9 protein-coding genes are annotated in these 12,475 nt (G+C 41.4%); 1 reads left to right on the top strand and 8 read right to left on the bottom strand.

Annotated elements, in window-relative coordinates:
* Positions 1-44 precede the first annotated feature (44 nt).
* The 6 genes from ilvC to ilvD all read right to left on the bottom strand — a co-directional run bounded on the left by ilvC (position 45) and on the right by ilvD (position 7,201).
* Entirely contained in the window at positions 45-1,091 is a 1,047-nt protein-coding gene (gene ilvC, locus K348_RS0109165; RefSeq protein WP_029904671.1) for a ketol-acid reductoisomerase, read from the bottom strand.
* Between the two features lie 62 nt (positions 1,092-1,153).
* Complete coding sequence (locus K348_RS0109160; protein WP_029904670.1) at positions 1,154-1,891, bottom strand: acyl-[acyl-carrier-protein] thioesterase; 738 nt, start codon at positions 1,889-1,891, stop codon at positions 1,154-1,156.
* Positions 1,892-1,958: 67 nt separating this feature from the next.
* Positions 1,959-2,513 (bottom strand): acetolactate synthase small subunit, encoded by a 555-nt coding sequence (ilvN, locus tag K348_RS0109155; protein WP_029904669.1) that lies wholly within the window; start codon positions 2,511-2,513, stop codon positions 1,959-1,961.
* 107 nt (positions 2,514-2,620) lie between these two features.
* Positions 2,621-4,324, bottom strand: coding sequence for a biosynthetic-type acetolactate synthase large subunit (ilvB, locus tag K348_RS0109150; protein ID WP_029904668.1), 1,704 nt, complete (start codon positions 4,322-4,324; stop codon positions 2,621-2,623).
* Entirely contained in the window at positions 4,306-5,343 is a 1,038-nt protein-coding gene (locus K348_RS0109145; protein ID WP_081852546.1) for a glycosyltransferase family 8 protein, read from the bottom strand. Before K348_RS0109145 ends, ilvB begins: the two co-directional genes overlap by 19 nt.
* Before the next feature lie 25 nt (positions 5,344-5,368).
* Positions 5,369-7,201, bottom strand: coding sequence for a dihydroxy-acid dehydratase (gene ilvD / locus K348_RS0109140; RefSeq protein WP_029904666.1), 1,833 nt, complete (start codon positions 7,199-7,201; stop codon positions 5,369-5,371).
* Positions 7,202-7,531: 330 nt separating this feature from the next.
* On the opposite strand from ilvD, the gene K348_RS0109130 reads away from it, so the two are divergent.
* Positions 7,532-10,180: a glycoside hydrolase family 78 protein gene (locus K348_RS0109130; protein ID WP_029904665.1), complete on the top strand. Its 2,649-nt coding sequence runs from the start codon at positions 7,532-7,534 to the stop codon at positions 10,178-10,180.
* 69 nt (positions 10,181-10,249) lie between these two features.
* Here the strand turns inward: K348_RS0109130 and K348_RS0109125 are convergent, their stop codons facing one another.
* Both K348_RS0109125 and K348_RS0109120 read right to left on the bottom strand, forming a co-directional pair.
* Entirely contained in the window at positions 10,250-10,735 is a 486-nt protein-coding gene (locus K348_RS0109125; RefSeq protein WP_029904664.1) for a hypothetical protein, read from the bottom strand.
* A 77-nt stretch (positions 10,736-10,812) separates the two neighbouring features.
* Positions 10,813-12,429, bottom strand: a complete 1,617-nt coding sequence (locus K348_RS0109120; protein ID WP_029904663.1) for an ABC-F family ATP-binding cassette domain-containing protein — start codon at positions 12,427-12,429, stop codon at positions 10,813-10,815.
* Positions 12,430-12,475: the final 46 nt, after the last annotated feature.

The following is a 12,475-nucleotide window of genomic DNA, read 5'->3' as shown; positions in this document are numbered from 1 at the left end:
ATTCTGTTTGAATCCGGTCTTTTTATTTTATAGATAATATCTTCTTAATTATTTTCAGGACGTAATTTTCTGACAACTTCTCCTGTACGCCACATTTCGCTTTCACGAAGCGCTTTCAATTCCTCTTCCAGTTTCTCGCGGTAATCCGGTTGAGAGTTCGTATCTATAGAACGTTGAGCTTCGTTTCCGCAAGCTACTTCGTTATACAATTTCTCGAATACAGGCTTGGTCGCATCATGAAAAGGCCCCATCCAGTCGAGAGCTCCGCGTTGAGCTGTAGTAGAACAGTTGGCATACATCCAGTCCATTCCCTTCTCTGCAAACAATGGCATCAACGACTGAGTAAGTTCTTCTACCGTTTCGTTAAATGCTTCCGACGGAGTATGTCCTTTTTCTCGCAATACTTCATACTGTGCAAGAAGGATTCCCTGAATGGCACCCATCAATGTACCGCGTTCACCTGTAAGGTCAGAGTATACTTCGCGTTTGAAATCCGTTTCAAATAAATAACCTGAACCTACGCCGATACCAAGAGCGATAACTCTTTCCTTAGCACGGCCTGTAGCGTCCTGGAAAATTGCATAGCTGGAATTCAATCCGCGTCCTTCAAGGAACATACGGCGAAGACTTGTTCCCGAGCCTTTTGGTGCAACAAGGATAACATCTATATCTGCCGGAGGAATAATTCCTGTGCGTTCTTTGTATGTGATACCAAATCCGTGAGAGAAATATAAAGCTTTACCTGCAGTCAGATATGGTTTGATGCGAGGCCATACTTCTATCTGGGCAGCATCGGACAATAGATATTGTATAATAGTACCTTTCTGTACTGCTTCTTCTATTTCGAAAAGTGTTTCACCCGGAACCCAGCCATCGGCGATTGCTTTTTCCCAAGTCTTACCACCTTTACGCTGACCGATGATTACGTTGAAACCGTTATCGCGGAGATTAAGCGCTTGTCCCGGGCCTTGTACACCGTAACCGATAACCGCGATAGTTTCATTTTTCAATACTTCTCTTGCTTTTTCCAATGGAAATTCTTCGCGGGTGGCTACTTGTTCTACAACGCCGCCAAAATTCATTTCTGCCATTTTTCTGTTTTGTTTAAATTGATTAAGAACTATAATTTATTATTTCAAGTTTCAAGATTATATCACTTCCATATTACTTTTGCCGAACAGACATTGGTATCGCCGTCCCGCATTTCCAATATAAATACTCCTTCGGATTCTTCCCTTTTCCTGATATCGAGTTTCGTACCATATTTACCTTCCGATACATAATTGATTTCAATACGCCGGATTTCCTTTTCCCTGAACATATCGATATCGAATACATCTACAAAATGCTCTATATACTTCATACTGTTCAAATGCTTATTGATATCCACATCACTGTATTTGACTACAAAGTCTGTGGCAAGTTCATAGTTGTCTTTGAGTGCCGGAATTTTTGATAAGCCTTCTATCGGGCAATCCTGATTCTGATACACATAGTCGGATAGACCGTCCAGTTCAAGTAAATTGGTCGGCTTTCGGTTTTCCAGATCGATTGAGGCCCACAGAGACCGTGCAAATCCGATTAATTTCCCTTCAGAATCTTCCATTGCGAAATGGCGCTCCGTGAAAAGCCTGTTGACGCTCACAATCCACGATTTGATAATCATAACGGTATCGTTCTTCGGGTATTCAAACACCTCTATCGCCATACGCGAAAGTACCCATACCCTCTTTTGTGAAGTCATGGACGAATAACCGAAGCCGCGCTCGTCGGCATGTTTGGTAGCTGCCTGCAGCATAAATCCCCCAATCATGGGAAGAGTTGCTTTTCCTCTGAAATCCGTCAGGTATGCATCTATAGTAAATTCGTATCTGCCGATAAAGTCAATCATGAGAATTAAGAATTAAAGATCCGGAACACAAAGTTAGCTAATCTGTATTAACGATTATTGATAACTATTAATTATTAATAGGTTGGTTATGCTTCTTATCCAGTTCGGTAAGCATATCACTCAGCCGTTCTATTTTCGACTTAGTTATAGCTACACGTCCCGAGCGGATAAACTGAAGTACCCCTATCGTTTTTCCCAGTTCTTCGAATAAATCCTGCGTTTCCTGATAGTGGCCTGTCTTTTCCAAAACAACACTATTTTCATTAATATCCAGGATGCGGGCATTGTATTTCCGTATAAGCCCCTCTACCGACTCTATTTTAAGGAATTCGGCAGTAGACAGTTTATAGAGTGCTATTTCCTGAAATACCAGTTCATCGTTGGTATTAAAATATGATTTCAGGACATCCACACGTTTATCGATCTGCAGGACAACTTTCTTTATCGTTTCCTCGTCACAGAATACTGTAATCGTAAATTTATGTATCCCCTGCAATGCCGACGGAGAAACAGAAAGGGTTTCAATATTCAGTTGTCGGCGGGTGAAAACACTGGTTACCTGACTCAACAAGCCAACTGTATTTTCTGAAAATATGGTAATGGTATATAATGTTTTGTCCATAGCTTTTTAATTTGAATATTTGAAAATTAGCATATTAGCAAATAATAAAAATACAATATATCTTAAAATCATTTTCGAATTTGCTAATATCCAAATTTACTAATTATTTATTCGTTGCCCAGCAATATATTAGTAACACAAGTTCCGGCAGGAATCATAGGGTAAACCATACCTTTAGTTTCAACCTGTACATCAAGCAAGTAAGGCCCTTCGTGGTTTAGCATCTCTTGAATAGCTGCATCCAACTCCTCACGGCTTTCCACTTTCTTCGACGGAATATTGTACGCCTCTGCTATCTTAGTAAACTCAGGATTTTTCATTACCGTTTGCGAATACCTTTCTTCGAAGAAAAGCTCCTGCCACTGGCGTACCATACCCAGAAAATGATTATTAAGTATTATGATCTTAATATCGATACCTGTCTGCATAATAGTACCCAGTTCCTGAATCGTCATCTGTATACCGCCATCCCCTGCAAAAAGGCAAACTGTACGATCAGGTACACCGAACTTGGCACCGATGGCAGCAGGCAGGCCGAAGCCCATTGTTCCCAATCCGCCCGAAGTTACAAGACTGCGGCTTTTATTATATTTAAAATAACGTGCTCCCAACATTTGATGCTGCCCTACATCGGTGACAAGCACAGCTTCATTATTTGTTGCTTCCGATACTTTATTTATTACTTCACCCATTTTTAATTGGCCCGATTCGGGATATAATTCGTCTTTAATTACAAAGTTATACTCCTCTTCATCGCATACCTTAAATTCGGCAAGCCACTCGGGATATTTATTACCTTTTAGCCTTTCTGTAACCAATGGTAACGACTCCTTAACATCACCCAATACCCGTGCTGTTACAGGTACATTTTTATTTATTTCGGCTTTATCTATATCGAAATGTATGATTTTAGCCTGCTTGGCATAGGTATTCAAATCTCCTGTTACACGGTCATCAAAACGCATACCGATAGCTATCAGCACATCGCACTCGTTTGTTTTCCTGTTTGGCCCTATGTTGCCATGCATGCCAAGCATGCCAACTTGCAGAGGGTGGTTTGTTGGAATAGCCGAAAGCCCCAATATGGTAGATGCTGCAGGAACTCCTGATTTTTCGAGAAATGCAAGTAATTCCTTTTCGGCGTTACCGAGTATTACACCCTGTCCTACTAATGCCAGCGGTTTTTTAGCTTCGTTTATTATTTGTGCGGCAACCTCTATTTCAAAAAGTTTAACTTCCGGTTTAGGCTGGTAGCTACGGATGAATGTAGCTTTCTTATATTCAAAATTCTCAACCGGGCCGAACTGTGCATCTTTCGCCAAGTCTAATACAACCGGGCCGGGCCGGCCTGTGGAAGCAATATAGAATGCCCGTGCTACTGCCCATGCAATATCTTCGGGACGGCGTATCTGGTAAGCCCATTTCGATATCGGCTGTGTGATACCTACTACATCGGCTTCCTGAAAGGCATCGCTACCGAGCAATGAAGAAACTACCTGACCTGAGATAACAACAATCGGCGTACTGTCGAGCATCGCATCGGCTATACCTGTAATGGCATTCGTTGCACCAGGTCCCGAAGTAACCAGAGCCACACCGACTTTACCCGAAGTGCGTGCATATCCTTGTGCAGCATGGGTTGCTCCCTGCTCGTGGCGAACAAGTATATGGTTCACTTCTTTCTTGAAATCGTATAAAGCATCGAATACGGGCATAATAGCACCGCCCGGATATCCGAATATGGTATCTACTCCTTCATTGATCAATGAACGGATAAGAGCTTCACTTCCTGTTATTTTTGTGTTATCCATATGTTACCTTTTTTTATATTATATTTTCCAGTGCTGGAATCTTTTTTTATGTCCATATATTTCGGCTTTTTCAACCCTAATACGTATAGTACCTTTCTTTTGTAATATCTGAATTTCCTGCTTAGGCTTATATTCGGCCAAGCTAAAGCCTCTTCTTTCCAGGGAGAGAGATTTTTATATTTTATAAACTCTCGATTCAATGGATGCATGCTTAGTCTGAGCCAAGGCTTTTCGGGTGAGGTATAATGAATGATTACCGGATCTGCCAATGCCCTATATACTTCATTTTCATGACCGTTTATATCATTATTCACTGTCATATAATATGAATTAAGAATATTAAACTTTATCGGCAAAAACAACTTGCTGTCGTATAATGTTCCATTGATAACATCCTGATCATGGAATGCAAGATTGTCATATTTTTCTCTGATAAAATTAAGGAAAACATCTATCAACTTTTTCTCTCTCCAGTATTTCAGATTAATAAGCAATACTCCGGCATTTACATAACCTTTTATACTGGAGTAATCTAATCTATCAAAAGTATCCGGACGTGAATTGCATATATAAAAATCCTGAACTCCGGCAATTGCATAACCATCTATGTTTGTATTCCATAATTCAGACAAATTGTTAACAACTATCAGATCGCAATCCAAGTACAAAACTTTATCCACATCATGCGGCAACATATTTTCAATGAAAAGTCTGGCATATGTGGCTACACTCAGGTGTTTGGAATTTTGCAAGGATAATTTATATGAATCTAGCAACTCTTTTTTTACATCGTAGAATAATATCGATGCATTACGATACCGGGAACAAATGGATGATAGCTTTTTTTTTGATTCTTCTTTTAGTTCCAAACCTAATGTATGGAAAGTAATTATATCGTCTTTATGGTTTTCCAATAAAGAAATCATTGTAACCCCGCAAGGCATAATATAATTATCATCTATACAAAATACGATGTCCATTCTCTTGTTTAGTGTGATAGTATTGGCTACTTGACCCATTGCTCTACCCAATTTATATCCGAATTTATTCTATTATCCTAACTGCACCCAAATCTGCCGAGCTTACCATACTTGCATATGCTTTAAGTGCTTTGGATATTACACGCTCACGATTCGGTTTGAATGCGTCTTTACCTTTCGCCAACTCTTCTTGACGGCGTGCATCGAGTTCAGCATCGGATAATTTTACATTGATCGAACGGTTCGGTATATCTATTTCTATAATATCTCCATCGCGAACCAAACCGATAGCACCGCCTGAAGCCGCTTCCGGAGAAACATGCCCTATAGATAATCCTGATGTTCCACCTGAAAAACGTCCGTCTGTAATCAAGGCACATTCTTTGCCCAAGTGTTTCGATTTGATATAGGATGTAGGATAAAGCATTTCTTGCATACCCGGACCTCCTTTAGGGCCTTCGTAAGTTATAATTACCACATCTCCTGCAACAACCTGTCCTTTAAGTATGCCCTCACAAGCAGCATCCTGCGAATGAAAGACTTTAGCAGTACCTTTAAATTTAAATATGCTTTCGTCTACACCTGCAGTTTTCACCACACATCCGTTCAGGGCAATATTTCCTTTCAATATAGCAAGCCCACCGTCTTTGGTATAAGCATGAGCCATATCACGGATACAGCCGTTTTCCCTATCTGTATCGAAAGTCGGGAAATAATAATCCTGTGAACCCATTTCTAAGTTGAAACGGTTAGCCGGAGCCGCTTTATAAAGCAGTTCAGCTTCACGGCTTATAATCATTTCTTTAGTGATATCGTATTTATCGATAGCTTGTGCTAGCGTCATCCCGTCGACACGCGGCAAAGAAGTATCAATCAAGTTACCTTTAGCTAGTTCGTTCATTATACCGAGAATACCTCCGGCGCGGTTTACATCCTGTATATGATATTTTTGAGTATTGGGTGCCACCTTACACAGACAAGGCGTTTTGCGGGAAAGCTTATCAATGTCATCCATTGTGAAATCTACTTCGGCTTCCTGAGCAATAGCCAAAAGGTGAAGTATCGTATTTGTAGAACCTCCCATAGCTATATCGAGTGTCATTGCATTTAGGAAAGCCGATTTAGTCGCTATTTTACGCGGAAGTACCGTTTCGTCGCCATTCCTGTAATAACGGTATGCATTATCGACGATTTGCTTGGCTGCTGTTTTGAATAACTCCATACGGTTAATATGTGTAGCAATAACAGTTCCGTTACCCGGCAGAGCAAGCCCGATAGCTTCATTAAGGCAGTTCATGGAATTTGCTGTAAACATTCCCGAACACGAACCACATGTCGGACAGGCCGCTTTCTCTATAGCCTCTACTTCTCTGTCCGATACAGTTTCATCTGCCGATTTTATCATGGCATCTATTAGGTCGAGTTGTTGTCCTGAAAGTCGTCCGGCTTCCATAGGACCACCGGAAACAAATATAGTCGGTATATTCAATCGCATGGCTGCCATCATCATACCCGGTGTAATTTTGTCGCAATTGCTGATACATATCATTGCATCGGCCTTGTGGGCATTTACCATATATTCTACGCTGTCGGCTATCAGGTCGCGCGATGGAAGTGAGTACAACATGCCGTCGTGCCCCATAGCGATACCGTCATCAATAGCTATCGTGTTGAATTCGGCAGCGAAACATCCCAGCGCTTCTATCTCCGCTTTAACTTTTTGCCCTATTTCGTGGAGATGAACATGCCCCGGAACGAATTGTGTAAATGAATTGACAATAGCGATCAAAGGTTTTCCCATCTGTTCCTCTTTCATCCCGTTTGCCCTCCATAGAGCTCTTGCTCCGGCCATCCGCCGTCCTTGTGTGCTCGTTGAACTTCTTAATTCGAATCCCATACTTTTCTATTTTTGACTGTCGATTCAGTTTCTATTTTAAAAACCCCATTATATAAAAAAACCTTCCCCAAGAATGAGAAAGGCCTATATTTTTGTTCCTTATATTATCATGCTGATATACACACCTTTCTCATTTATTCCGGCCGACGAGGAGAATATCAAGAATGAGGACATGTAAAAAGCAATTTGTCATATTTTTATACCAAAAAGTGAACACAAAGTTATAAACTTTTTTTTAAATACAAATTTTATCATCACTTTTTTAGATATAATAAAGATTATATAATATAAAAGATTTACTACATTTACAGCCTTAATAAATCATATACGATGAAAATATTTTTAGTAAGTGCCATTGCCCTATTAAGCTGCAATGCTTTTTTTGCCCAAAACAAGGAATCATGCAAACCACAAAATCTCAGTTGCGAACACCTCACCAATCCTCTTGGTATAGATAATCCAAATCCGAGATTATCATGGATGATAAATGATCCGAGACAGGGAGCTACACAAAACGCCTATCAGATAGTGGTAGGAAAAGATTCTCTTGAAGTAGTAAATAACAAAGGAAATATGTGGGATACCGGCAGGAAAAATGCCGATGCCATTCTCGCCACATATGCCGGGAAAACGCTGGAACCGTTTTCCCGATATTACTGGAAAGTAAATGTATGGGATAAAGACGGAATACAGTCTTCGTCTGATATTTCTTCGTTCGAAACAGGTATGATGAACATGAAGAACTGGCAGGGAGCATGGATAGGCGACGGCCGGAATAAGGACTATAAGCCTGCACCCTATTTCAGGAAAGTATTCGATACACAGAAAAAGGTAAAGTCGGCAAGGGTATCCATTGCCGCAGCCGGACTATATGAATTATATATAAATGGTGAGAAAATCGGCAATCATCGCCTCGACCCGATGTACACCCGATTTGACAGGAGGAATTATTATGTAACATTTGATGTCACTCCGCAGGTACAAAATGGAAAGAATGCCATAGGAGTATTACTTGGCAACGGTTGGTACAATCATCAGTCGATGGGTGTATGGGATTTCCATAATGCCCCGTGGCGTAATCGTCCTGCATTTTGTATGGATTTGAGATTAACATATGAAGACGGAACAACAGAAGTAATCCCATCCGAAAGAGATTGGAAAACGTCCTCAGGTGCACTTATATTCAATAGTATATATACTGCCGAACACTACGATGCTCGCCTTGAACAGAAAGGCTGGAATACCGTGAATTTTGACGATTCGAAATGGGGTGGCGTACGATACAGGCCTGTACCTTCGCAAAATGTAACAGCGCAGCAAGTACGACCGATCAGAAATGTAACCAGATTTGAAGCAAAGACAATCAATAAGATAAACGATACAACCTATGTATTCGACTTCGCTCAGAATATGTCGGGGGTTACCCAGCTAAAGATTTCTGGAGAAGAAGGAACAGTATTAAGGCTGAAGCACGGTGAAAGACTTTATGATAACGGGCATATAGATATGTCTAATATAGATGTTTATCACCGTCCGGTAGACAGTTCCGACCCATTCCAGACTGATATAGTTATATTGAGTGGAAAAGGTGAGGATGAGTTCATGGCCCGATTCAACTATAAAGGATTCCGCTATGTAGAAGTTACCAGCAGTAAGCCCATCCAACTCGACAGTAGTAATCTCGTTGCTTTCTTTATGCACAGCGATGTACCTCAGGTGGGAGAGATTAATACGTCCAGCGATTTGGTCAACAAACTTTGGTGGGCAACCAATAATGCTTACCTGTCTAATCTGATGGGCTTCCCGACCGATTGTCCTCAACGTGAAAAGAACGGCTGGACAGGCGACGGACATCTGGCAATCGAAACAGCACTCTATAATTACGACGGTATTACAGTCTACGAAAAATGGCTGGCCGACCACCGTGACGAACAACAGCCGAACGGCGTATTACCGGATATCATCCCGACAGGCGGATGGGGATACGGTACCGAAAACGGTTTGGACTGGACAAGTACGATTGCCATTATCCCATGGGAAATATACATGTTCTACGGTGATAGCAAGTTACTTGCCGATTGTTATGAGAACATGAAGCGTTATGTAAATTATGTTGACCGCAGAAGTCCGGAGCATCTCACATCGTGGGGACGCGGAGACTGGGTTCCGGTGAAATCCCGTTCGAATAAGGAACTGACGTCATCAATCTATTTTTATGTAGACACCAAGATTTTAGCTAAGGCTGCAAAACTGTTTAACAAACAGGATGACTATATTTATTATTCGGCTTTAGCCGAAAAGATCAAGGATGCTATCAATGCTAAATACCTCAATAAGGAAACAGGAATCTATGCAAGTGGTACACAGACCGAACTGAGCGTTCCTTTACAATGGGGAGTCGTGCCGGAAGAATCAATAAGCAAAGTAGCCCAAAGCCTTGCAGATAAAGTTAAAGAAGCCGGATTCCACCTCGATGTAGGTGTTTTAGGAGCAAAAGCTATCCTGAATGCGTTAAGCGAAAACGGTCATGTAGAAGCAGCATACAAAGTTGCGGCTCAGAATACATACCCTTCTTGGGGCTGGTGGATTGTCAACGGTGCTACTACCCTACTTGAAAACTGGGATTTGAAAGCCGAAAGAGACATCTCGGACAATCACATGATGTTCGGTGAAATCGGCGGCTGGTTCTACAAAGGTGTGGGCGGAATCTTCCCTGATGAAGCACAACCGGGATTCAAGCACATTATCTTACGTCCGAACTTTGTTGAAGGCCTTAATCACTTTGAGGCTAAGCACAAATCGCCTTACGGTTTGATTGTTTCGAAGTGGGAACGTAAGAAGAACACAATCACTTATACTGTAGAGATACCAGCCAACAGCTCTGCTACACTCTATTTACCGGACTATGTAAAAGAGAAAGGAACACAAAAGCTGGAAGCCGGCAAGCACAGTTTCAAATACACACTAAATAAAAGATAAACAGACTGATATACAAGCAAAAGGGCAGGATTATATAATCCTGCCCTTTTGCTTCTTATATAATTAAGATTACTTTCTTACCTCGTAGCCGGCTTCTTTAGCATATTCAAGCTGAGCAGCTGTCAAAGATTCAAATGATTTCGAATACTCATCCACTTTAGCCTGATATGTTTCCTGTAACTTGCTAACATCTTCCGGAGCAGAATCCTTAGTCAGAGAAGCAAAGCCTTTGCCAGCTTCAACAACACCCCTCAGACTTTCGTAAGTCTTCAGAGCCGCTTCCTTGAAATCTGCACCACCTTTCGGTACATCCAATGCTTTTACAATAGTGATCTCTGCATCGATTTTAGCCAGAGCACTATCTGTTTTAGCAGCAATAGCTTCATAGTTTTCAGTATTTACAGCGCTAGTAAGGTCGCTGTCATACGATACGCTCACCTGAGTAATAGTAGCATTTGCCTTAGCAATAGCATCATTAAATTTTACGGCATCCGGTCCGCCACAAGAGGCAAAGACAAACAAAACAGCCAGTAAGGAAAGGGTGATTTTCTTCATGTTAAGTTTAATTTAGTAGTTTTAGATAAATTTGACTTTTTGGCAAAAATAAGTAAAAATACTAGAAAAACAATACATTAAGATGTTAAAGCCCTCTTCTTTGCCAGAAACTCTTTAATGCCTCCGATATGTTCCCGCACCTTTTTATCAGAGAATTCAAAGACCTTAGTTACCAGTCCGTCAAGGAAATCACGGTCGTGGGAAACGAGAATAACAGTCCCGTCATAATCAAGCAAAGCATTCTTCAGAACCTCCTTTGTTTTCAGGTCGAGATGATTGGTCGGCTCATCCAGGATCAACAGGTTTACAGGCTCAAGTAATAATTTGATCATTGCCAAACGCGTACGTTCGCCTCCCGAAAGCACCCTCACTTTCTTATCGGAGTCGTCCCTGTTGAACATAAAGGCTCCCAGTATATTTCTGATCTGAGTACGGATATCTCCCTCAGCTACCTGATCGATAGTTTCAAATACAGTAAGGTCTTCATCCAGCAAATCAGCCTGATTCTGTGCAAAATATCCTACTTCGACATTATGCCCGAGCATCATTGTACCGTCGTATGGCGTTTCGCCCATTATACACTTTACAAAGGTCGACTTTCCTTCACCGTTCTTTCCGGCCAACGCTATCTTTTCGCCTCGCTCTATCATCAAGTTGGCATTCTCAAATACCAGATAGTCATCGTATTTTTTAGTTACCATATCCACTGTCAGCGGATAATTTCCCGATCGCGTTGCAGGTTGGAAACGAATGCGTATATGCGACTTGTCTTCTTCATCGATTTCTACCCTTTCCATCTTTTCCAACTGGCGGATACGACTTTGAACCAAGACAGCCTTTGCTGCCTGTGCCCTGAACCGCTCTATAAACTCTTCTATTTCAGCAATCTGCTTTTGCTGCGCCTCCCAGGCATGTATCTGTTGCATGCGGCGTTCCTGACGGAGTTCTACATATTTAGAGTAGTTTACTTTATAGTCATATATACGCCCCATAGTCAGTTCGATAGTACGGGTAGTGACAGCATCTATAAATGCACGGTCATGCGAGATTAGCACTACAGCCTTTGCCTGTGTATTGATAAAGTCTTCGAGCCAACCGATAGATTCTATATCGAGATGATTTGTAGGCTCATCCAACAGCATCACATCCGGATTTCTTAGCAAGAGCTTTGCCAACTCTATCCGCATACGCCATCCGCCGCTAAATTCACTTGTCTGACGATCTAAATCGGTACGCTTGAAGCCTAAACCCAAAAGCGCTTTATCCACTTCTCCTTCAAAATTTACGCCCTCTACCATCGCAAGCCGTTCATGAGCATGCGTAAAATCATCTATCAGTTTGGCATAATCATCCGATTCGTAATCGGTACGGGTTTCCAGTTGCTTATTCATATCCTCGATCTGCGCCTGCAAGTCGAAAATATGGGAGAATGCTAAAGATGCTTCTTCACGAACTGTGCGGCCATCGGTAATTTTCATCACCTGCGGCAAATATCCTACTGTAACACCATCGGGCCCTGTTACCGAACCTTTATAATTTGAGTTAACACCGGCCAGAATTTTCAGCATTGTACTCTTACCTGCCCCATTTTTGCCTACCAGCGCTATTTTGTCTTTATCGTTTATTATATAGCTGATATTGTCAAATAAGACTCTATCCCCTAATTCTACTTTCAGACTGTCTACAATCAACATTTGAATTTTTCCTTTAATTTTTTCGAGGTGCAAAGGTAACAAAAGT

Origin of the sequence: Prevotella sp. 10(H) (assembly GCF_000711235.1) — a bacterium.
Taxonomy (GTDB): Bacteria; Bacteroidota; Bacteroidia; order Bacteroidales; family Dysgonomonadaceae; genus Dysgonomonas.
Note: the sequence above shows the minus strand (reverse complement) of the source record. Positions and strands in the feature narration are given on the sequence as shown.

Excerpts from the sequence above, each read along its gene's own strand:
- ilvC (WP_029904671.1), bottom strand. The coding sequence starts at position 1,091 with ATGGCAGAAATGAATTTTGGCGGCGTTGTAGAACAAGTAGCCACCCGC.
- K348_RS0109160 (WP_029904670.1), bottom strand. The coding sequence starts at position 1,891 with ATGATTGACTTTATCGGCAGATACGAATTTACTATAGATGCATACCTG.
- ilvN (WP_029904669.1), bottom strand. The coding sequence starts at position 2,513 with ATGGACAAAACATTATATACCATTACCATATTTTCAGAAAATACAGTT.
- ilvB (WP_029904668.1), bottom strand. The coding sequence starts at position 4,324 with ATGGATAACACAAAAATAACAGGAAGTGAAGCTCTTATCCGTTCATTG.
- K348_RS0109145 (WP_081852546.1), bottom strand. The coding sequence starts at position 5,343 with ATGGGTCAAGTAGCCAATACTATCACACTAAACAAGAGAATGGACATC.
- ilvD (WP_029904666.1), bottom strand. The coding sequence starts at position 7,201 with ATGGGATTCGAATTAAGAAGTTCAACGAGCACACAAGGACGGCGGATG.
- K348_RS0109130 (WP_029904665.1), top strand. The coding sequence starts at position 7,532 with ATGAAAATATTTTTAGTAAGTGCCATTGCCCTATTAAGCTGCAATGCT.
- K348_RS0109125 (WP_029904664.1), bottom strand. The coding sequence starts at position 10,735 with ATGAAGAAAATCACCCTTTCCTTACTGGCTGTTTTGTTTGTCTTTGCC.
- K348_RS0109120 (WP_029904663.1), bottom strand. The coding sequence starts at position 12,429 with ATGTTGATTGTAGACAGTCTGAAAGTAGAATTAGGGGATAGAGTCTTA.